The sequence below is a fragment of the Brevibacterium sediminis genome (assembly GCF_024895295.1).
Taxonomy (GTDB): domain Bacteria; phylum Actinomycetota; class Actinomycetes; order Actinomycetales; family Brevibacteriaceae; genus Brevibacterium; species Brevibacterium sediminis.
On sequence record NZ_JAHQRN010000001.1, the window covers coordinates 34,524 to 55,195 of the forward strand.

Genomic DNA, 20,672 nt, shown 5'->3' on the forward strand with positions numbered 1-20,672 from the left:
CCGAGAGGGCGCCGAATGGGTCGTGTCAGCCGCGTGGCCTAGACTGTTCGGGTGCTCAACGGACTCGATCTCACCCGCCGGAATCCCACCATCACCGAACTCGTCGCGGCCTTCAACGACGCGAACACCGACGGTGGCACGATCGATGCGATCAAGGGACTGTGGCCGTCGATCCTGCGCCGCACCGTCACCACCGACGGGGCCGCCTCGGCGCCGCAGCTCATCGTCACCGCCACGACACGTGAGGCAGAAGACCTCGCCCAGGCGCTGGCCGACTGGGTGCCGTCGGCTTCGATCGCGATCTTCCCCAGCTGGGAGACCCTGCCGCACGAGAAGCTGTCTCCGCGGTCGGACACCGTCGGCCAGCGCCTTGAGGTGCTGCGCCGCCTCGCCCACCCCACTCCCGGCCGGGAACTGACCTTCATCATCGCGCCCGTGCGCGCCTTCCTCCAGCCCCTGGCCAAGGGACTCGGCGACATCGAGCCGGTCGAGCTCGCCGTCGGCGACGAATACGAGATCGATGATCTGGCCGAACGGCTCACCGAACTCGCATACTCCCGAGTCGATATGGTCTCCAGACGCGGCGAATTCGCTGTGCGCGGCGGAATCGTCGATATCTTCCCGGCCACCTCGGAGCGAGCGCTGCGTGTGGAGTTCTTCGGAGACGAAGTCGACGAGATCCGCGAATTCTCCGTCAGCGACCAACGCTCGATCCCCACCGACGACGGTGACGAACCCCTGCGCCTATCGGCACCGCCGTGCCGGGAGCTGCTCCTGACCGATTCGGTGCGGAAGCGGGCCGCGGAACTCGCCGAGGATGTGCCCAGCGCCGCCGATATGCTCGACAAGATCGCCGGCGGAGTCGCCGTCGAAGGAATGGAATCGCTCTCCGCCGTCCTCGCCGACGGAATGGAGCCGATGATCGCCCTGCTGCCGGCCGGATCGAAGATCATCATCACCGAACCCGAACGCGTCGACGCCCGCGCCGCGGACCTCGTGGAGACGACGAACGAATTCCTCGAAGCCGCCTGGACCGGAGCCGCCGGCGGGGGAGAGACCCCGATCGACCTGTCGGCCGCCAGCTTCCGCACCGTGGCCGAGATGGCCGAAGGCGCTCGCCTCATCGGCCTGGCCTGGTGGGAGATCGGCGGATTCGCCACCGACGAGGAGCTCGCCGGTCCCGAGGAGAACATCTTCTCCGTTCCTGCCCGCATCCCGAAGGGCTATGCCGGAGACGTCGAAGCGATCCTCGCCGACGTCAAGGGACTCATCCACGACAAGTGGCGCATCCTCGTGCTCACCGAAGGCCAGGGTCCGGGCCGACGCATGGTCGAGGTTTTCTCCGAAGCCGGAGTGCCCGCCTCGTTCGTCGACGACCCGACCGATCTGCCCGAAGCACTGGTGACCGTGACGACGGCCGCGTCCTTCGGCGGCTTCGTCTTCGACGATCTCAAACTCGCCGTGCTCACCGAGGCCGATGTGCTCGGTCGGGCGGCGGCCACCTCGACGCGGGATATGCGCAAGCTGCCCACCCGCCGTCGACGCAACCAGGTCGACCCGCTCAATCTGGCCCCCGGCGACTACGTCGTCCACGATCAGCACGGCGTCGGACGTTTCGTCGAAATGACGCAGCGGACCACGGGCCGAGGTGCGAACAAGCACACTCGCGAATACCTCATCATCGAATACGCGCCTGCCAAGCGCGGACAGCCCGGCGACCGTCTCTACGTTCCCAGCGATGCTCTCGACCAGGTCACCCGCTATGTCGGCGGGGAGAGCCCGAACCTCAACAAGATGGGCGGCGCCGACTGGCAGACGACGAAGGCGAGAGCCCGCAAGGCCGTCAAGGAGATCGCCGGGGAGCTCATCCGACTGTATTCGGCCCGCCAGGCCACCGTCGGCCACGCCTACGGGCCGGACACTCCCTGGCAGCGTGAACTCGAAGACGCCTTCCACTATGTCGAGACGGCCGATCAGCTGACCACCATCGACGAGGTCAAATCGGACATGGAGAAGACTGTGCCGATGGACCGTCTGATCTGCGGCGATGTGGGCTATGGGAAGACGGAGATCGCGGTTCGTGCCGCGTTCAAGGCGATCCAGGACGGCAAGCAGGTCGCCGTGCTCGTGCCGACCACTCTGCTCGTCCAACAGCACTATGAGACCCTCGCCGAACGCTACTCGGGATTCCCCGTCACCATCGGCGCCCTCTCCCGGTTCCAGACCAAACAGGAATCGGAGAAGGTCAAGGAGGATCTCGCCGACGGCAAGCTCGACCTCGTCATCGGCACCCACCGACTGCTCAGCGGCGAGGTGCGGTTCAAAGAACTCGGACTCGTCATCATCGACGAGGAGCAGCGTTTCGGCGTCGAACACAAGGAGACTCTCAAGGCGCTGCGGACGAACGTCGACGTCCTGGCCATGTCGGCGACCCCGATCCCGCGCACCCTGGAGATGGCGGTGACCGGCATCCGCGAGATGTCGACCCTGGCCACACCTCCGGAAGAGCGGCACCCGGTGCTGACCTATGTCGGCAAACGCGAAGACAAGCAGATCAAGGCTGCGATCCGACGCGAGCTCATGCGCGAAGGACAGGTCTTCTACATCCACAACAGGGTCCGCGATATCGAAGCAGTCGCCGGACACATCGCCGAAATGGTGCCAGAGGCGCGAATCGCCATCGCCCACGGCAAGATGAATGAGACCCGACTCGAACAGGTCATCGTCGACTTCTGGGAGAAGAAATACGATGTGCTCGTGTGCACGACGATCGTCGAAACAGGAATCGACATCGCGAATGCGAACACGCTGATCATCGACAACGCCGACAAGTACGGGCTCTCCCAGCTGCATCAGCTGCGCGGACGCGTGGGACGTGGACGTGAACGCGCCTACGCCTACTTCCTCTACCCGCCGGACACTCAGCTGACCGAGACCGCACACGATCGTCTGACGACTCTGGCCGCGCACACCGAACTGGGTGCCGGAATGCAGGTGGCGATGAAAGACCTCGAGATCCGCGGGGCCGGCAATCTGCTCGGCGGCCAGCAGTCCGGCCATATCGAAGGCGTCGGCTTCGACCTCTACGTCCGACTCGTCGGAGAGGCCGTGGCGAAATTCCGCGGCGAGGAGACCGAACCCGAGGCGGACATGCGCATCGAACTGCCCGTCGATGCCCACCTGCCGGCCGACTATGTCGATCACGAACGACTGCGTCTCGAGGCCTACCGAAAGTTGGCCGCGGCGACCGACGAAGCACAGCTGCAGGAAGTCCTCGACGAGCTCATCGACCGCTACGGCCCCTACCCGGAACCCGTCGGTGTCCTTGCCGATGTCGCCCGGCTGCGCATCCGCGCCCGCGCTTCCGGGGTCAACGACATCGTCATGCAGGGCAACTTCATCCGCTTCGGACCCGTCGAACTCTCCGACTCCCAGGTGGTCAGGCTCAAGCGTCTGTACCCGAAGTCTCTGCTCAAACCGGCGCTGCGTTCGGTCCTCGTCCCGAAGCCGATGGCGGGCACCGGATTCGATTCCAAGGAGATGACCGATTCGGACATCCTGCGGTGGGCGCACCAGTTCCTCGACGCCATCCTGCCTGTCGTCGAGTCGGATGCCACGGAAGTCACGGAGGCCGGAGCTGCGAAGGACGGTTGAGAACTCTCCGACTGTTCACCGCTGTTCGGCCCACGAGCCAGGGCGGTGGCGTAGAGTGCGAAACGCGGAGACATCCGCAGCAAGTGCAAATCACGCAGCTGTCTACTAAGGAGAATCCCCATGGGTGTTGACGACAAGTTCGAGAACAAGGCCGAAGACCTCGGCGGCCGTGCCAAGGAGACCGTCGGTGATGTGACCGGTGACGACCAGCTCAAGGCCGAAGGTGCCACCGATCAGCTCAAGGCCAAGGCCAAAGACGTCGGCGAGTCGGTCAAGGACCTCGGTGCCTCGGTCAAGGACAAATTCTCGAAGTGACCGACGAATCGGCCCTCACCGCTTCTGCGGTGGGGGTCTTTCGTGCCGGCAGGAGGATATTTCGTGGGTGAACGTGACGAACCGGGACTCCAAGCGGTGATCGAAGCCATGGCGACTCTGCGGCGACGGTGCCCCTGGTCGAGCCGACAAGATCATCAGAGCCTCGAGAAGTACGCACGGGAAGAGACCGACGAACTCATCGTCGCTCTTGAAGACTTCGCGACAGAACCCACTGCGGAGAATCGGGCGGCCGTCGTCGACGAGCTCGGCGACGTGTTCTACCAAGTGCTCTTCCACTCCGCCCTGCTCGATGAAAGCAGCGGGCGAGACTACGGTCACAGCCTCGGCGCCATCATCGATGGTCTCGAGGCCAAGCTCATCCGTCGTCACCCCCTGGCTTTCACCGACGATCCCGGAGATGAGATGGCATCGTTGGACGACGTCGAACGCGAGTACCGCCGGATCAAAGCGGAAGAGAAGGCCGCAGCGCGAGGAGAGGACGGAAGTCGATGAGTCTGGAGAGGCTCGAGATCGAAGGCACGTTCAACTTCCGTGACCTCGGAGGGCCCGCCGCCGAGGCGGGGGAGAGCCGAGTGCGATCCGGGAAGGTGTTCCGCGCCGACGGTCTGGCGCAGCTGAGCGATCGGGCGCGCGCCGATATCGGCGAACTCGGCATCGGCACCGTCATCGATCTGCGCGATATCGGCGAGAGGGCGAAACTGCCGGATGCGCTCGACGGCCTCGACATCCGACATATCGAGCTGCCCGTCTTCGACGACCACTTCTTCCCCAGCCGACCATTGAGCAGGGAAGAGATGAAAGCCGCCGCCGAGGCGACAGGAATGGATCTCAGCGACCGGAGCCTCGGCCGCATCTACGAACTCATGATCACGCACTTCGGTCACCGGCTGGCCGCCGCCGTCGACCTGATCGCCGAACACTGCGCTGATGGTGTGGTGTTCCACTGCTCTGCCGGGAAGGATCGCACCGGTGTGATCGGGGCATTCCTGCTCGACCTCCTCGGTGTGGGACGGCAGGAGATCGTCGACGAATATGCGATCACCTCCACCCACCTGTCCGGGGGTTTCCTCGAGGCGATCACCAGGAACTTCTCCGATGCCGGGATCTCCGGCAACCTCGCCCAGACCGCCACCGCTGCTCCTCCCGAACTCATGCACGAGGTCCTCGATCGGATCGAGGCCGAGCACGGGACCGCCTCGGCGAAGGACGGGGGACAGCCAAGGGGAGTCGAATCCTACCTGCTCGCGCACGGGATGGACCCGGCCACGCCCGGGCGACTGCGGCAATGCCTGCTCGAATCCGAGCCCAACAGGGGCCCGGACCGAGGGTGAGCCTGGACGCGCGGTGCATTAAGCTGTCCTCCAGGCACATGTTCCCCATGTGAAACCAAACGCTAAGGAGTACTCAGTGGCCGAGATCGTTGCCGCAAACGCCCGTGAAATCCTGGATTCCCGGGGAAATCCCACCGTCGAGGTGGAAGTGCTGTTGGCCGATGAGTCCGTCGGTCGTGCCGGCGTTCCCTCCGGTGCCTCCACCGGAGAGTTCGAAGCCGTGGAGCTGCGCGACGGAGATCCCGAGCGCTACCTGGGCAAGGGCGTCACCCAGGCCGTCGACGCTGTCGTCGACGAGATCCACGAAGTCATCGTCGGACTCGAAAGCGACGACCAGCGTCTCGTCGACCAGGCGCTCATCGAACTCGACGGCACCGACAACAAGTCCCGCATCGGCGCGAACGCGATGCTCGGCACCTCGCTGGCCGTGGCCCGCGCGGCAGCGGTCTCGGCGGATCTGCCCCTCTACCGCTACCTCGGCGGACCGAATGCGCACGTCATGCCCGTGCCGATGATGAACATCCTCAACGGCGGATCCCATGCCGACTCGAACGTCGACATCCAGGAATTCATGATCGCCCCGATCGGCGCCGCCAGCTTCCACGAAGCGCTGCAGTGGAGCGTCGAGGTCTACCACGCGCTCAAGGGAGTGCTCAAGGAACGCGGACTCTCGACCGGACTCGGCGATGAGGGCGGATTCGCTCCGAACCTCGACTCGAACGCCGCGGCGCTCGACCTCATCATCGAGGCCATCGACATCGCCGGGCACCGTCCCGGACGCGATATCGCCGTCGCCCTCGACGTGGCGTCCTCGGAGTTCTACGCCGACGGTGCCTACGAGTTCGAAGGCAGCAAGAAGACCGCCGAGGAGATGGCCGCCTACTACGAAGAGCTGCTGGCGAAGTACCCGCTCGTGTCGATCGAGGACCCCCTCGATGAGAACGACTGGGACGGCTGGGCGACTCTGACCGAGACGATCGGCTCGAAGGTGCAGCTCGTCGGCGACGACCTGTTCGTGACCAACCCCGAGCGCCTGCAGCGCGGTATCGACAACGCCACGGCGAACTCGCTGCTGGTCAAGGTCAACCAGATCGGTACCCTGACCGAGACCCTCGACGCTGTGTCTCTGGCGCAGACGAACGGCTACACCACGATGATCTCGCACCGTTCCGGCGAAACCGAGGACACGACCATCGCCGACTTGGCCGTGGCGACCAACGCCGGTCAGATCAAGGCCGGCGCCCCGGCACGATCGGAGCGCGTCGCGAAGTACAACCAGCTGCTGCGCATCGAAGAGCAGCTCGGAGATGCCGCACGCTACGCGGGCCGCAGCGCCTTCCCGCGCTTCGAAGCCTGAGGCGAGCAGGGCTCTGAACTCCCCGAGGCGGGGCCGGACGATCACAATGATCGCCCGGCCCCGCCTCGGGGTTTCCAGCTTCGGACCTCCCTCATCCGAGGCTTCTCGTCTCTAGTCTTCCCGCCTTCGGGCCTTCCTCCATCCGGGGCCGCATTTCTCACCGCGAAGTCTCCTCGTCGCGACGATTCTCCGTTGCCGGGCCCGGTTCACTGCGTCACCATTTGTCACCGGTGGTCTCATATCCGCCCACCGGCGACTATCCCTCGCGTTCCTCGTAATTTGCACCGTTGCACCACTCTGACGAGTCTCTATGGGTGAGGGACGGTCGAGCACCTGTAGGAGTTGCCGGCAACGGTGCGGGATGAAACTCTGCCAATCGCACCATGGGAGACGGTGTGCTCGACGAAATAGGGGTGAACGACAGCCGCGGTGCGGGATGCCTCGCCCTATGCAGCGATGTGCCGCCTGGTGCGGCGGTCCGCGGCGGTGCGCTGCGGTCCGCGATGCATCTGCGGCACAGATGCCCGCGGTGGGGATCAGGCGGTGGCGTTCTGCGCACGGCGGATGAACCGGAGGATGTCATAGAATTTCGCCTCCTCGAACAGCTCCTTCCAACTGATCCGAATCACCTGCCAACCTTGGTCGCGCAGCCACTGCTCGCGGCGGCGTTCCTGTTCGAGCTCCTCGCGGGGGACACCTGAACCGAGATAGAGCTTGCCGATGCCGTCGATCTCGATGATGAGACGAGCCCGGCGGTGACAGAAGTCGACGCGGATATCGCGCCTCAATGATTCGGCGTGAAACGTGACCTGCGGTTCCATCCCCGTGATCCCGTGTTCGTAGAATCGCACCGCGGCGACAGCCTCGGCGGGGGATTCGCGGCGAGAATCGGACAGATCGATGGCCAGTCGCACTTTCGCGGAATTGCGCTTCTCCAAGCATTGAGCGAGTTTCGTGAGGGTCTTCTCCCTGGTGGTCAGCTTTCGGTGCAGCGCATCATCGATCATCGGCACAGAGACGTCGAGGTTGTAGCTGCGGGCGACGTCGATGAGTGTGCGTTCGAGTGTGGTCACCTCGGCGCCGTTGATCGTTGCGCGGTGGTTCTGCGGGATGATGCTGCCGCGGACGTGGATAGTCTTGAATTTGCGGTTGGTGCCCCGCCGGACGACCTCGACCTGGTGGGTGACAGGGTGGGAGATGGGCAGATTGTGGATTAGTGCCGCAGAGATGTGCGAGAAGATCTCCGCCGGTGGGTTCGACTTCGCGTCGTCGGTTCTCCGATCGGCACGTTGTGCGAAGTGAGCCATCACCGAGGCGTTGAGATCGTTGATATCGTCGCGGATGTCTCCGTGCTCGATGAAGACCTGGTGGACCTGTTCGGCGATGCTCGCCCAGAGCGGGCGATGGAAGTCCAGTTCGCAGACGTGGCGGACGAGATATGTGCCCCGCGACAGCCGTCGGAGGCAACATCTGCGGGCGCGCCTGATGTCGCCATGGTTGAATCCGAGCCGAAGGATGTCATCGGTGCTCAATAGTTTATACATGCATCTAAAATGCAATAAACGCAACCAAACAGCAATGAGCGCTCTCTTGTCTGTGGATAACTCTGTGGATAGGGCATTGATCGGGCGGAGCTCTCGCAAGATGACTGGTCGCAGGCCAGGTGATCGACGGCGGCGATCTTCGGACATCCGTCACCCCGAGGCGCATAACGCACCGCAGGAGCGAGGTGGTTTGCTGCCAAGAGTGAGGGGTGCCGTCGTGGGTGTAGGAGTTGGGGCTGCGGGGAGGGGGAAGCAGTAGTGGTGTGAGATGCCTGCGGGAGGCGAGGCTGAGATGGCTCCTGGGGCGGGCACGGGCTGAGGTGAGAGATGCTCGCGGGGGAGGAGTGGGCGGGACCGGACGTGACGGAGGATACGTGAGAATCGAACACGCCACGAGCTCGAAATCCTCGCGCAGGGAATGCGGACACGGCACACTTGGAGATGTTGCGACACTCTTCCCCGATCCCCAGTCGCAGAGGAAAGAAGCATGGTCCCGAGCAAGCCCAGACGAAGTGCCCCGAAATCGGCTCCTGGCAAAGCCACCCCTCGTCGACGCCCGAAACCGGTCATCGAAGCCGATGCCGGCACGGACGCCGAGGCGCGTGGCCGCCGCATGTCGGTGCGCACGGGCGTCTTCCTCCTCGTCGTCGCAGCCGTCCTCCTCGCGTTCCTCTCGCCCCTGAACTCCGCACTCAAACAGGCCCAGCAGATCGCGGCCCTGAATAACGAGATCGAGACGACGAAAGCCGAGGTCAAGAGCCTCGAAGAGAAGAACGAGAACCTCAGAGACCCCGCCTACATCAAGCGCAAGGCCCGCGAAGACCAGTACTACGTGGAAAAGGGCAAGAACGCGGTCATCGTCACGAATCAAGAGGCCGTCGACGAGGAATCCGAGCCCGAACGGCCGGTTCGCAAGCAGGCCTGGTACCTTGAGTTGCTGGAGTCCATTCAGGAGACCGGCAACACCGTGGAGAATAGCTGATGATCACAGAGTGCACCGAGGCGGATTTCGCTGTCCTCCAAGACCAACTCGGGCGCATTCCCCGAGGCGTCGTCGGCATCGCCGCCCGCAGCGCATCCGGTGAACCCCTCGTCGTCGCCACCGCTCCGCGCCTCGAGGACGGCACGCCGTTCCCGACGACCTTCTACCTCACCCATCCTGCCTACGTGGCCGAATGCTCGCGGCTGGAAGCCTCGGGAATCATGGCCGAATGGACTACGGAGATCGGCGAAGACGAAGAGCTCGCTGCCGCCTACGCCGCCGCACACCGGGCCTACCTCGACGTCCGCTCTGAGATCGGCTCCGCAGCGGGCCTGGCGGAAGTTGAAGAGATCAAGGATTACTCCGCAGGCGGAATGCCGAACCGGGTCAAATGCCTCCACGCCCTCGTCGGCCACTCGCTGTCCGCCGGGCTCGGCATCAACCCCATCGGCGACCGCGCACTGTCGTTCATGAACGATGTGCCTCCGCTGGCCGAGACCGCTGCCACCACCGAATCCACCGACTAGGACCTGCCATGCGTGTTGCTGCCTTCGACTGCGGGACGAACTCCCTGCGCCTGCTCATCGCCGATGTCGCCGCCGACGGCACCCTCACCGACCTGCGTCGCGAAACCCGGATCGTCCGTCTCGGCCAAGGTGTCGACGCCACCGGCGAGTTCGCACCTGAGGCGCTCGAGCGCACCTTCGCCGTGGCGAAGGAATTCGCCGAGGTGGCCGCCGAGTACCAGCCGGAGAAGCTGAGGTTCGTCGCGACCTCGGCCAGCCGCGACGTGAAGAATCGCGATGAGTTCTTCGCCGGGATCTTCTCGATCCTCGGCGTCGTCCCCGACGTCATCGCCGGTGAAGAAGAGGCCCGGCTGTCCTTCCTCGGCGCCACTGTCGGCCTCACGGATGCTGACGGACCTTATGTCGTCATGGACCTCGGCGGCGGCTCGACCGAGCTCGTCCTCGGCCGAGACGATGTCCAAGCGGCCGTGAGCATGGACATCGGGTCGGTGCGTCTGACCGAACGGCACATGCCGGTCGAAACTCCCAGCCAGGACCAGATCCAGGCAGCTCTGGCCGATATCGACGGCCAGCTCGACCAGGCTGCCCGTATCGTCGACTTCGCGGCCCCGCGTACTTTCATCGGAGTCGCCGGCACCGTCACCACCATCACCGCGGGCATCCTCGGACTCGAAAGCTACCAGCGAGAGCGCATCCACGGAGCACATATCAGCGTCGCCGACGTCGCTGACGAATCCCGAAAGCTTCTGGCCATGGACCGCCAGGCACGCACGGACCTGCCGTATATGCATCCCGGACGCGTCGACGTCATCGGCGCCGGATCGCTGCTCTTCGCCAGGATCGTCGCCCGCTTCGACCAAGCCGTGACAGCCGCCGGGGGATCGCTGGATATTCGGATCTCCGAAACCGACATCCTCGACGGGACCGCGCTCGACCTCGCGCTGACGAGCTCGTGAGAGCCGCCGCGCGACTCCTCGCCGTCACGACCGTCGTCCTCGGACTCGTCGTCGGTACCACCCAACCCGTCATGGCCGCGCCGAAGGCCGGACCCGGCCAGTGGTTCATCAAAGACTACGGAATCGACAAGGTCTGGAAGAAGTCCACGGGCAAGGGAGTCAAGGTCGCAGTGATCGACTCCGGCGTCAACACCGACCACGAAGACCTCAAGGGCGTGGTGAAGAAGTCCAAGGACTTCAGCGGACTGGGCAAGGACGGAAAGACCCCGCTGGGAGGGAAGACCACGATCCACCACGGCACCGCCGTGGCCGGAGTCATCGCCGGCCGAGGAGTCGGTGCCGGGCCGACCGGCGTCGCCCCGGACGCAGAGATCCTGTCGGCTTCGATGTGGCTGGGCCCCGATCGCCCCAAGGAATCCGGATCGACTCGAGAACAGGCCGATGAAGCCATTCGGTGGGCTGTCGACTCCGGAGCGAAGGTCATCAACATGTCCTTGGGATGGGACGATCCGGGCTGGCCGGAGAGCTGGGACGAATCCTTCGCCTACGCGTACAAAAAGGACGTGCTCGTCGTCGCCTGCGTCGGCAACGCCTCGCAGGGAGCGACCCAGGCATGGTCGCCGTCGACGGTTCCGGGCGTCATCGGGGTGGGCGGACTCGACCAGAACGGGAAGGTCCTCGACGACTCCACCGCCCCCGGCACCGCCGTCGACCTCATGGGTCCGGCCAAGGACATTCCCATTCCGTACTACAGCGGCGGCTACGCCGAAGGCCAGGGATGCTCCTTCGCCTCACCCGTCGTGTCCGGTGTGGCAGCGCTCATCCGCTCCGAGAACCCCGACCTCAGCGCCGACGAGGTGCGAGCCATACTGCAGTCGAGTGCCGAACCGGTGGACGGTCACAAGGGCGTGAGCAAGAAGGGCAAGCCCGACCCGATCGTCGGCTGGGGGCGCGTCGACCCGCAGAGCGCCATCAAGGCGAAAGCGCCCAAGAACGTCTCCTCCGCCGAGGATGAGCTGGCGGATTGGGTGAAGATGCATCGTCGCGGGGATGCGAAGTCAGAAGAGACCGAAACCGCGGCGCCGGATGAGACCGAGAGCCCGAAGGCTCTCGCGCCGACCGATATCGTCGCCACGCAGTCGACACCGACACTCGGCTTCGCCGTCCTCGGGGCCGGAGCCCTGATCGCCGTGGTCCTCATGATCATCTCGATCGTCTCCTTCGCCCGCCGTCGCCGCTGAAGTCAGGTGCAGAAACTGCTCTGATCTGGGGCGTTCGAGTCCGTGGGACAAACAATTAGTGAAAGTTTTCACAAGGGTCTAGCATGGGATTATGGCACTCATCAGAAACTCAAAACTGCGTCCACGAATCCTCGTTGTCGGTGGCGGCTCGGTCGGCCTGCTCGCCGCTCAGAATCTGCTGAAGAACCTCGGTCGGGGCGAAGCCACCGTCACCGTGGTCGATCCCAACCCATACATGACCTACCTGCCGTTCCTCCCCGAGGTGGCAGCCGGGTCGATCGAGCCTCGTCACGCTGTGGTGCCGCTGCGCCGCAACCTGCCGGGTGCCGAGGTCATCACCGCGAAGGTCACCTCGATCAACCACGCCGAGAAGTTCGCCACCATCGAACCCGAGAACGATGAAGCATTCGAACTCGACTACGACCACATCATCCTCGCCTCCGGCTCGGTTGCCCGTGCGCTGCCGATCCCGGGCCTGAAGGAGAATGCGATCGCGCTCAAGCGCATCGAGGAAGCCGTCGCTCTGCGCGACCACCTCCTCTCCCGCCTCGCCGACGCCGCACTCATGGAGGACGACGAGGAACGCCGCAAGGCTCTGACCTTCGTCTTCGTCGGCGGCGGATTCGCCGGCATCGAGCTGCTGACCGAACTCGAGGACATGGTCCGTTCGGCCATCGCCCAGTACGAGACGCTGACCGAAGCCGATGTCCGCTTCGTCCTCGTCGAGGCCCTCGGCCGCGTCATGCCCGAGGTCGGCGAAGCTCAGGCCCGCTGGGTCGTCGAACACATGCGCGAACGCGGAATCGACGTCTACCTCGAGACCTTCCTGCAGGACTGCACCGACAAGCACGTCAAGCTTTCGAACGGCGAAGAGTTCGACGCCGACACTATTGTGTGGTCCGCCGGTGTCAAGGCCAACCCGATGCTCATCGACTCCGACCTGCCGATCAACGAACGCGGCAACGTCACCGTACGCGCCGACCTGCGGGTCGAGGGCGATGACGGTGTCGTCGAGGGCGCTTGGGCTGCCGGCGACAACGCCGCGGTTCCCGACTTGTCCGGCGGCGGAGTGGCAGGCTTCTGCGTGCCCAACGCTCAGCATGCTGTGCGTCAGGCTCCGGTGCTGGCTGCCAACGTGCTCGCCGCACTGCGCGGAGAGACCGAGTTCAAGCAGTACTTCCACAAGACCATCGGTACGGTCGCAGGCCTGGGCCTGTACAAGGGTGTTTCGCAGATGGGTGACTTCGAAGCCCGCGGACTCCTCGCCTGGCTCATGCACCGCGCCTACCACGGCTACGCGATCCCGACCATGGACCGCAAGGTCAGGGTCTTCGGCAACTGGTTCGTCAGCGCCGTCCTCGGCCGCGACGCCATGCCGCTGGCAGACCTCGATGTTCCGCGCAAGAACTTCGTCGAGGCCGCCAACTCGAAGCCGGCTCCGAAGAAGGAGCCTGCCAAGGCCTGACTCGAGGCAGCCGGTGCCATCCGGCGACAAGCCCTGATGAGACGACTGACGCCGGGGATGCAGATGCATCCCCGGCGTCAGTCATATCTGCAGGCCCTGCTGCGAGTGCGTCCTGCTCAGTTCGCCACAGTGAAGCGGGCGTCGATGTGCGCAGGCTCGGCGATCTCATCGACCATGGCTACGGCGAAGTCCTCGGCCGAGATCGAGTCGCCCGCGGGCACCTCGAGCTCGACATTGTAGGAACCGGTGCGCTCACCCGGAGCGATCTCCGGGGCGGGGGAGATGAGCGTCCACGGGGACGGGTTCGCGGCACGAAGAAGCTCGAGGGCCTTCGTGCCGGTCTCTGCCTCAGCCTTGTACGCGGGAGGAAAGCCCTCGGTGTCCTTGAGCATCGTGTCCCCGGCGAACAGGGAACCGGCACCGCCGACGACGAACAGTCGCGTATCGCCGCTGGCCTTCGCCAGGGCCGACAGAGCGTCGAGCCATTCCTGGTGGTCCCCGCCCGTGCGGCTGGGTCCGGTGGTGGAGACGATGACATCGTGATCGGCGGCCATGCGTGCTCCGAGCTCCGCATCGGCCATGTCACCGGCGATTGAGCGGGTCGCTCCGGCCACCTCGGTGCCGGAGCGGGTGATGGCGGTGACCTCGATCCCGCGAGAGGCCGCCTCGGCGACGACGCGAGAGCCGATCATTCCCGATGCTCCAAAGAGTGCGATCTTCATAAGAGTCCCTTCGTTCTTCGTGCGGCGCGACTGCGGTGCACGGTGGATTTCGTAGTCTGACTTTCCTAAGGTATCTTTTGGATATCGAGTACCTCAAGGATACTATTGGGCTATGAGTATGAAAGTTCGCTGGGAAGGCGATGCCTTCGACCCTGAATGTCCGACCCGAGTGGTTCTCGATCGCGTCGGAGACAAGTGGACGGTGCTGATCGTCGACATTCTCGATTCCGGTCCGAAGCGTTTCAACGAGATCCGGCTGGCCATCGGCGGGATCACCCCGAAGGTGCTGACCTCGACCCTGCGATCGCTTGTCGCCGATGGCCTCATCGAGCGCGAGGTCTTCGGCGAGGTGCCACCGCGGGTGGAATACTCGCTCACCGATCTCGGGCGATCGCTGCAGGATCCTGTGGCCGCGCTTCGGAAGTGGGCGGAGGCCAACGTCGCGGAGATCGTCGAGAACCGGGACCGCCATGACGAGGCACATGCGTCCGCGGGATTGCGAGCGTTCCGGTGACCGGAGCCTAACGGTCAACCGGCGGCTGGTGCGGGCGTTTCGGCAGAGACGATGGGTCGCATGTCGACCAGTCGAGTGTGGCGGATGCTGTCACACTCGTACTGCGGAGGAGCAGCAATAGGGATCAGCCGCGGGAGAGCTGTCCGAGCACGGTGACGAAATCACGCAGCTCTCCGGCGACGCGATAGACCCGAGGTGAACCGGAGTAGACCCAGTTGTTCGTGATGATCGAGGCGCTGCCGCCGTTCGTCGCCTGTTTGAACTCGGCGACGTTGAGCGTCGCAAGATGATCCTCGACGAGGCGGCTGCGCAGGTCCGAACCCATCTGCACCCATTGATCGGCTGCCTCGAAGCCGATCTCCGTCCAGTCGCCTCCAGCTTCACGGAAGGCGACCGGGCGACCCAGCGGAGGGAAATCGGCTGCGGTGGAGTCGTCTGTCGCGGTGGGGGAGGCCGCCTCGGTGGCGGTGATGATAACGGCGGGACCGTGCTGGCTGCGGGCGAGATCATCGTCGACGGAGGCGATCGGCAACGGTGCCTGACCTGGGCTGAGAAGAAGGAACGGCATAGGACGATCATGCCGCACTCGACGCGATTCGGCGATCTCGGTCGGTACTCGACGACGACGACGAAGAATGGTCCCCCCAGTGGGACTCGAACCCACACTGAATCGATTTTAAGTCGACTGCCTCTGCCGATTGGGCTATAGGGGGAATGCTCAGAACACACTTTATCGGCAAAGCCCGGCCACCGCGATCTGAGACATTCCGCGGACGATCCGGGCACACGGCTAACCTGGAACGATGAGGACGAACGGACCCACCCGGCAGGCCTGGGTGATCCTCGTCGTCGGCGTCCTCACGCAGATGGCGGCGACCATCGCGATCGCCGGACCCGCCTTCCTCATCCCCTATATGCACTCCGACCTCGGGTTCACACTCACCCAGGCCGGCACCGTCGCGGCCGCACCGAGCTTCGGACTCATCCTCACCCTCATCGCCTGGGGCGCATTCGCCGACCGATTCGGCGAACGTCTGGCGATGACATTGGGCATCGGACTGACGGCTGCCTTCTCGGCCGCCGCCGTGCTCGTCGTCGACTCGCCGATCTGGATGGTCATCGTCATCGCCGCCTCCGGTGCCGCGGCCGCCTCGGTGAACTCTGCATCCGGCCGCGTCGTCATGGGCTGGTTCCCCCGCCACCGCCGAGGACTGGCCATGGGCATCCGCCAGATGTCCCAACCCCTGGGCACGAGCGTGGCCGCCGTGACAATCCCGGGTATCGCCGCGGCCGGCGGTTTCCCCGCCTACCTCTGGTTCGTCGCCGCCGTGACCGGCGTCCTCGCCCTCGTCTGCTTCGCCCTCATCCGCAACCCACCGGACCCGACCCCCGTCCGCGCCGAGGTGGCCGACCGCGACCGCGACACCCTATCGGAGGCGGAACGCCACGGACGGAACGAACCGGGCACCGCCTCGGTGGGGGAGGAGAAGCCCAGCGCCGCCTCGGCGATCAATCCCTACCGCAGCGATTCCTTCCTGTGGCGCATCCACGCGGTCTCCGCGCTCCTCGTCGTCCCGCAGTTCGCGTTCTCCACCTACGGACTCGTCTGGCTCATCGTCGTCCAGGGGATCGGCGCGGGCGCCGCCGGAGCGATCGTCGCGATCGCGCAGATCGTCGGGGCAGTCGGCCGCATGGTCGTCGGCGCGCTCTCCGATCGCACGGGATCCCGTGTCGGCCTCATGCGCATCGTCTCCGTCGCAGCCGTGATCGTCGTCGTGGCGATCGCCATCCTGTCGCTGACGGAGCTGCCCGCCGTCGCCGCAGTCGTCTTCATCCTCGCCTCAGCCGTCTCCGTGGCCGACAACGGGCTGGCCTTCGCCTCGGTCGCCGAAGCCGCCGGACCACGATGGTCGGGCAAGGCGCTGGGAGCTCAGAACACGGGACAGTTCGTCATGTCGGCCCTGCTCGGCCCCGGATTCGGTGCCCTGGTGACGGCATTCGGCTATCCGCTGTCCTTCGGACTCATCGCCATCGCCCCACTGTTGAGCGTCGGAATCATCCCGCGACGCGACGTCGATCGCATAACCTGATATTCATCTCGGCACATTATCGTGCACGAGGCACAACCGGTGTCGACAGCGAAAGGGAAGGATCTCGTGAACAATCTGTTCCAAGAGAATCTGCGGGAGTACATCGACAAACTCCGTCTCGAAGGGTACACCGTCGAGGACAGTCAGACCACGGATCCGCACCTCATCGACCCCATGGGCCGCGCCGTCGAAACGTGGCGGGAAGGATACCCGTACGACGAACAGATGGACCGGGAAGAGTACGAACTCGAGAAGTACAGACTGCAGGTCGAACTGCTGAAATTCCAGTACTGGGGTCAGGACACGGGCGCCAAACACGTCATCGTCTTCGAAGGTCGTGACGCTGCAGGCAAGGGCGGAACGATCAAACGCTTCACCGAACACCTCAACCCGCGTGCCGCCCGCGTCGTCGCACTCAACAAACCCTCCGACCGCGAAGCCGGACAGTGGTACTTCCAGCGCTACATCTCCCACCTGCCCACGAGCGGGGAGATCGTCATGTTCGACCGCTCCTGGTACAACCGGGGCAACGTCGAGAGGGTCATGGGATTCTGCACCGACGACGAATACGAGACCTTCATGGAACAGGCTCCGGTGTTCGAGAAGATGCTCATCGACTCCGGAGTCCACGTCACGAAGTTCTGGTTCTCCGTGACCCAGAGAGAGCAGCGGACCCGGTTTGCGATCCGTCAGATCGACCCGGTGCGGCGGTGGAAGCTCTCACCGATGGATCTCGAGTCCCTCGATCGCTGGGACGACTACACGGAGGCGAAGGAAGAGACGTTCCGCCGCACGGACACCGACCACGCTCCGTGGATCACGATCAAGAGCAATGACAAGAAACGCGCCCGCCTCAACGCGATGCGCTACTTCCTCAACCAGTTCGACTATGAGGACAAAGACCCCTCGGTCGTCTACGAAGCCGACCCGCTTCTGGTCCGCCGCGGCCGCGACGCCGTCGACGACTAGTCAGCAGTCGTCCACCGTCACCGAGGCGGGGGCTCGGAGATCGCTGGTCTCATACGCGGATGATTTCGGACAGAAATTCGGCCGGGTGGAAGGGGAAAGACCACCCGGCCGGAACCGTGGAGCGGGACTCGAACCCGCTGTGCAATGACGCGCCGCTGTGCCGCCGGAGGCCGATGCTCCGGACTGCGGCGAAACCGAATCAGATCTCTGCGGCGGCGTCCTTCCGTGCCTTGCGCAGCGCCCGGCGCTTCTTGTGCCCGGTGAAGCTGAGCAGGAAGAGGAAGATCGCCAGGAGCACGAAGAGCCCGCCGCCGGCGATGCCCGCATCGACCCAGAACTGAGGCGGGAAGAGGCGGATGAGCGAATCATCGGCGTAGAACTCCCAGGTCCCATCGGCGAAGAACACCTTGTGGAACCCGCGGAAGAAGCTGTCCCAGCCGAGGACGGCGACAACGGCGACAGCGGCCATGAAGATGATGCTGAAGATCGACCCCAGACGCACGCCTGCATGGATGCCCGATCCGTTCTTGCGGCACATGTAGATGCCGAACAGCACAGATCCGATGATGCCGACGAGAGCCACGAGGTAGAGCAGCGAGATCAGACCCTTGACGTCAGCCATATGGCTGAGCTCGTCGGAGATGAAGATCGGCTCTCCGTTGGGCATGACGATATCGGCGAGGTAGCGCCGGGAATCGAAGTTGTGCAGGTAGTCGATGACATAGGTCCCGTAGTGCTCACGGTCGGCGGCACTGAAGCCGAACCGATCGGCCGGGAAGCCGGGCCGGAAGTACTCGAACTTGAGGAAGATCCCCGAGGCGACGAAGCGCACTGCCAGAGCCAACAGGACGAAGGGGGTGGCGAGCATGATCCAGATCGTGCCGATGACATCGAGCACGGACCGACGTCGTTCGGGCACCTCGGGATCGCGGGCATCGGTCGACGTCGCCGCCTTCGACACGGCGGCCCAATCGGCTTCGCTCATCACTGCGGTGCGCGCATTCTGCGGCACCTCGCGTGTGGTCCCGGTATCGGTCGAGGATGATGCCCCGGCTGTCGATGCAACGGCGGCCGAATCCGTGCCGGCGGACTTCTGCGCGGCAGTGTGATCGGCGGTACGCGTGCTCGCGGGCTGAGAGGCCGGATTCGTCGAGTGGGCGGGAGTCACCCTCACCGGGCCCGTCGAGGGCTTCGCATCCGCGGAATGCTTGGGGGCATCCTCGGCGATGGGATCCGTGATCGGATCGAACGCCTCGGTGTCGGTCGAGGGATCATTGGCCGCCTCCAGAGGGGCCTGCGACTGCTTATCGGCAGCATTGGCAGACCCTGAACTCATCCGCCTGCTCAGGAGGTCTTCGGTCTCGTTCTTCTCGTCTCTGGACACATCCCCATTGTCAGTGACCACAGGGTCCTAGCCCGGGAGGACACGCCACGGCGGCCGATTTCGCGGAGTCAGCCGAGGAGGGCGGCGATGATGACGAGAGCCGGAACGGAGAGCACGGTGGTGATGAAGACGGCATCGCGCATGAGCGCCTCGGATTGTCGGTACTGCATCGAGTAGATGTATACGTTCTGCGCGGTCGGCAGCGCGGAGGTGACGACGATGGCGAAGAGGTCGACCCCGTCGTAGCCGAGCAGAGGGCCGCCGATGGCCCAGGCGATGACCGGCTGAGCGATGAGTTTGGCGCCGGTGATGTAGCTCAGCTGTGCGCGGCTGCCCTTGACGGGGATTCCCCACCCGTCCTTGAGCGAGATGCCGAACGCCAACAGGGCACCCGGGACCGCGGTGGCGCCGATCATGTCGATGGGCTCGAAGACGAAGCGCGGCAGCTCGAAGCCCGTCGCCGATGCGGCCACACCGGCTGCAGCACCGAGGACGATGGGGTTCTTGAGGACTTGGAGGATCGCGGAGTACCAGTGCGAATCATGCTGCTTCTTGCCCGCTCCGTCGAGCACGGCCATGCCGATGGGGGCGAGGACGAGCAGCTGGAAGAGCAGGACCGGGGCGACATAGCCGATGTCGCGGAGGACATAGGCGGCGATCGGGATGCCGAGATTGCCGATGTTGACGTAGCTGGTCGCCCACGCGGAGAACATCGCCTCCCCGGTGCTGCGCTTTCTGATCCACTTAGTGAGGACGAAGAGAGCGGCACCGACGATGAGCGCCGAGCCGCCGGTGGCGAAGAGCGCGGTGTTGAAGATCAGCCCGAGGTCGGTCTCGGAGACTGTGACATAGAGCAGCGTCGGGGTGCCGGCGTAGAAGACGAGCTTCGCGATGACCTGCTGACCGTGCGGACCGAGAACGCCGGAGCGGCCGAGGACGAACCCGACCAGAATGACTCCGGCGATGACGGCGAAACCTTCGAATACGGCCAGCATGGGCTGCTCGGCTCCTCGCTTCCTGCGTCTGGGAGTGCCGCGGTCAGTCTGGTGCGGCTGGTGTCAGTCCCGTAGAGCGGGTATCAGTTCGGGACGGTCGGGATCGTCGCCGGGCGGAATCCGCGGCGGGGTGCGGAGGTCGGGCCTCCTCGGCGGTGGGGTCAGTCCGCCTCGGCGATATCGGAGACGACATAGGAGGCTGCGGCGCTGACCGCACTGACGGCGAACACGGCCGGCCATGCGCCGATCTTCTTCGCCAGGGGATGGGAGGCACCGAACCCGCCGAGGTAGGCCAAGCTCAGTCCGGTGGCGGCGGGCCACCCCTTCTTCACATACCAGGAGCGGGCGGCGTAGGCACCCGCTGCGGCGAGGACGACTCCGCCGAGGGGGCGGATCCCGGTCTCGCGGGCGGTGAGGAAGCCGCCGATGAGGCCGACGGCGACGAGTGGGGCGGTGGAGACTTCGCGTGCATCCTTCATACGCACCAGTTTAGGCGTGCAGTTCAGCGGACCGGACGGCGGTCTCATAACGCGGCATGCGCAGCAGGTGTGCGCGATGTCGGGCGGGAGCAGGTGGGATGCCGATCAGGAGGTCTGGGAAGTTGA

At 64.8% G+C, this 20,672-nt stretch carries 19 protein-coding genes and 1 tRNA gene; 13 read left to right on the forward strand and 7 right to left on the reverse strand.

The window, feature by feature from the left end; translation table 11 throughout:
- The first annotated feature begins 51 nt into the window (after window positions 1–51).
- The 5 genes from mfd to eno all read left to right on the forward strand — a co-directional run bounded on the left by mfd (window position 52) and on the right by eno (window position 6,678).
- Entirely contained in the window at window positions 52–3,654 is a 3,603-nt protein-coding gene (gene mfd / locus KTJ89_RS00170; protein ID WP_259356547.1) for a transcription-repair coupling factor, read from the forward strand.
- A 120-nt stretch (window positions 3,655–3,774) separates the two neighbouring features.
- Window positions 3,775–3,969 (forward strand): CsbD family protein, encoded by a 195-nt coding sequence (locus tag KTJ89_RS00175; RefSeq protein ID WP_139469666.1) that lies wholly within the window; start codon window positions 3,775–3,777, stop codon window positions 3,967–3,969.
- A 63-nt stretch (window positions 3,970–4,032) separates the two neighbouring features.
- Window positions 4,033–4,482, forward strand: coding sequence for a MazG nucleotide pyrophosphohydrolase domain-containing protein (locus tag KTJ89_RS00180; RefSeq protein ID WP_258041908.1), 450 nt, complete (start codon window positions 4,033–4,035; stop codon window positions 4,480–4,482).
- A complete protein-coding gene (locus KTJ89_RS00185) occupies window positions 4,479–5,321 on the forward strand; it encodes a tyrosine-protein phosphatase (RefSeq protein ID WP_139907335.1) in 843 nt (280 codons plus the stop codon). Before KTJ89_RS00180 ends, KTJ89_RS00185 begins: the two co-directional genes overlap by 4 nt.
- A 76-nt stretch (window positions 5,322–5,397) precedes the next feature.
- Entirely contained in the window at window positions 5,398–6,678 is a 1,281-nt protein-coding gene (gene eno, locus KTJ89_RS00190; protein WP_139907336.1) for a phosphopyruvate hydratase, read from the forward strand.
- Between the two features lie 536 nt (window positions 6,679–7,214).
- Here the strand turns inward: eno and KTJ89_RS00195 are convergent.
- On the reverse strand, window positions 7,215–8,222 hold the full coding sequence (locus tag KTJ89_RS00195; protein WP_259356548.1) for a DUF559 domain-containing protein: 1,008 nt from the start codon (window positions 8,220–8,222) through the stop codon (window positions 7,215–7,217).
- 487 nt (window positions 8,223–8,709) lie between these two features.
- Between KTJ89_RS00195 and KTJ89_RS00200 the strand changes: the two genes are divergently transcribed.
- The 5 genes from KTJ89_RS00200 (at window position 8,710) to KTJ89_RS00220 (ending at window position 13,393) form a co-directional block, all read left to right on the forward strand.
- Window positions 8,710–9,204 (forward strand): FtsB family cell division protein, encoded by a 495-nt coding sequence (locus tag KTJ89_RS00200; RefSeq protein ID WP_259356549.1) that lies wholly within the window; start codon window positions 8,710–8,712, stop codon window positions 9,202–9,204.
- Window positions 9,204–9,731, forward strand: coding sequence for a DUF501 domain-containing protein (locus tag KTJ89_RS00205; RefSeq protein ID WP_139469661.1), 528 nt, complete (start codon window positions 9,204–9,206; stop codon window positions 9,729–9,731). The genes KTJ89_RS00200 and KTJ89_RS00205 overlap by 1 nt, the downstream gene beginning before the upstream one ends.
- A gap of 8 nt (window positions 9,732–9,739) precedes the next feature.
- On the forward strand, window positions 9,740–10,687 hold the full coding sequence (locus tag KTJ89_RS00210) for a Ppx/GppA phosphatase family protein (RefSeq protein WP_259356550.1): 948 nt from the start codon (window positions 9,740–9,742) through the stop codon (window positions 10,685–10,687).
- Entirely contained in the window at window positions 10,684–11,928 is a 1,245-nt protein-coding gene (locus KTJ89_RS00215; protein ID WP_259356551.1) for a S8 family peptidase, read from the forward strand. Before KTJ89_RS00210 ends, KTJ89_RS00215 begins: the two co-directional genes overlap by 4 nt.
- A gap of 91 nt (window positions 11,929–12,019) precedes the next feature.
- A complete protein-coding gene (locus KTJ89_RS00220) occupies window positions 12,020–13,393 on the forward strand; it encodes an NAD(P)/FAD-dependent oxidoreductase (protein ID WP_139469659.1) in 1,374 nt (457 codons plus the stop codon).
- 116 nt (window positions 13,394–13,509) lie between these two features.
- Here the strand turns inward: KTJ89_RS00220 and KTJ89_RS00225 are convergent, their stop codons facing one another.
- Entirely contained in the window at window positions 13,510–14,115 is a 606-nt protein-coding gene (locus tag KTJ89_RS00225; RefSeq protein WP_259356552.1) for an NAD(P)-dependent oxidoreductase, read from the reverse strand.
- Between the two features lie 118 nt (window positions 14,116–14,233).
- Here KTJ89_RS00225 and KTJ89_RS00230 point away from each other — a divergent pair, with 118 nt between their 5' ends.
- Window positions 14,234–14,629 (forward strand): winged helix-turn-helix transcriptional regulator, encoded by a 396-nt coding sequence (locus KTJ89_RS00230; RefSeq protein WP_219922142.1) that lies wholly within the window; start codon window positions 14,234–14,236, stop codon window positions 14,627–14,629.
- Window positions 14,630–14,753: 124 nt separating this feature from the next.
- Here KTJ89_RS00230 and KTJ89_RS00235 read toward each other — a convergent pair whose 3' ends face one another.
- Window positions 14,754–15,197: a hypothetical protein gene (locus KTJ89_RS00235; RefSeq protein WP_259356553.1), complete on the reverse strand. Its 444-nt coding sequence runs from the start codon at window positions 15,195–15,197 to the stop codon at window positions 14,754–14,756.
- 68 nt (window positions 15,198–15,265) lie between these two features.
- Window positions 15,266–15,342, reverse strand: a tRNA-Leu gene (locus KTJ89_RS00240).
- 90 nt (window positions 15,343–15,432) lie between these two features.
- On the opposite strand from KTJ89_RS00240, the gene KTJ89_RS00245 reads away from it, so the two are divergent.
- Complete coding sequence (locus tag KTJ89_RS00245; RefSeq protein WP_259356554.1) at window positions 15,433–16,719, forward strand: MFS transporter; 1,287 nt, start codon at window positions 15,433–15,435, stop codon at window positions 16,717–16,719.
- A gap of 66 nt (window positions 16,720–16,785) precedes the next feature.
- Window positions 16,786–17,688, forward strand: coding sequence for a polyphosphate kinase 2 (ppk2, locus tag KTJ89_RS00250; RefSeq protein ID WP_139469655.1), 903 nt, complete (start codon window positions 16,786–16,788; stop codon window positions 17,686–17,688).
- A 199-nt stretch (window positions 17,689–17,887) separates the two neighbouring features.
- On the opposite strand, the gene KTJ89_RS00255 is transcribed toward ppk2, so the two are convergent.
- From KTJ89_RS00255 to KTJ89_RS00265, 3 genes are all read right to left on the reverse strand, one after another.
- On the reverse strand, window positions 17,888–19,072 hold the full coding sequence (locus KTJ89_RS00255) for a TIGR01906 family membrane protein (RefSeq protein WP_259356555.1): 1,185 nt from the start codon (window positions 19,070–19,072) through the stop codon (window positions 17,888–17,890).
- 68 nt (window positions 19,073–19,140) lie between these two features.
- Entirely contained in the window at window positions 19,141–20,067 is a 927-nt protein-coding gene (locus KTJ89_RS00260; protein ID WP_172168657.1) for an AEC family transporter, read from the reverse strand.
- Between the two features lie 161 nt (window positions 20,068–20,228).
- On the reverse strand, window positions 20,229–20,546 hold the full coding sequence (locus tag KTJ89_RS00265; protein WP_229663872.1) for a hypothetical protein: 318 nt from the start codon (window positions 20,544–20,546) through the stop codon (window positions 20,229–20,231).
- Window positions 20,547–20,672: the final 126 nt, after the last annotated feature.

Coding starts and splice junctions, on each gene's coding strand:
- KTJ89_RS00230 (WP_219922142.1), top strand. CDS start 14,234: ATGAAAGTTCGCTGGGAAGGCGATGCCTTCGACCCTGAATGTCCGACC.
- KTJ89_RS00185 (WP_139907335.1), top strand. CDS start 4,479: ATGAGTCTGGAGAGGCTCGAGATCGAAGGCACGTTCAACTTCCGTGAC.
- KTJ89_RS00235 (WP_259356553.1), bottom strand. CDS start 15,197: ATGCCGTTCCTTCTTCTCAGCCCAGGTCAGGCACCGTTGCCGATCGCC.
- KTJ89_RS00195 (WP_259356548.1), bottom strand. CDS start 8,222: ATGTATAAACTATTGAGCACCGATGACATCCTTCGGCTCGGATTCAAC.
- KTJ89_RS00200 (WP_259356549.1), top strand. CDS start 8,710: ATGGTCCCGAGCAAGCCCAGACGAAGTGCCCCGAAATCGGCTCCTGGC.
- KTJ89_RS00175 (WP_139469666.1), top strand. CDS start 3,775: ATGGGTGTTGACGACAAGTTCGAGAACAAGGCCGAAGACCTCGGCGGC.
- KTJ89_RS00260 (WP_172168657.1), bottom strand. CDS start 20,067: ATGCTGGCCGTATTCGAAGGTTTCGCCGTCATCGCCGGAGTCATTCTG.
- KTJ89_RS00225 (WP_259356552.1), bottom strand. CDS start 14,115: ATGAAGATCGCACTCTTTGGAGCATCGGGAATGATCGGCTCTCGCGTC.
- KTJ89_RS00220 (WP_139469659.1), top strand. CDS start 12,020: ATGGCACTCATCAGAAACTCAAAACTGCGTCCACGAATCCTCGTTGTC.
- KTJ89_RS00265 (WP_229663872.1), bottom strand. CDS start 20,546: ATGAAGGATGCACGCGAAGTCTCCACCGCCCCACTCGTCGCCGTCGGC.
- KTJ89_RS00210 (WP_259356550.1), top strand. CDS start 9,740: ATGCGTGTTGCTGCCTTCGACTGCGGGACGAACTCCCTGCGCCTGCTC.
- KTJ89_RS00205 (WP_139469661.1), top strand. CDS start 9,204: ATGATCACAGAGTGCACCGAGGCGGATTTCGCTGTCCTCCAAGACCAA.
- KTJ89_RS00245 (WP_259356554.1), top strand. CDS start 15,433: ATGAGGACGAACGGACCCACCCGGCAGGCCTGGGTGATCCTCGTCGTC.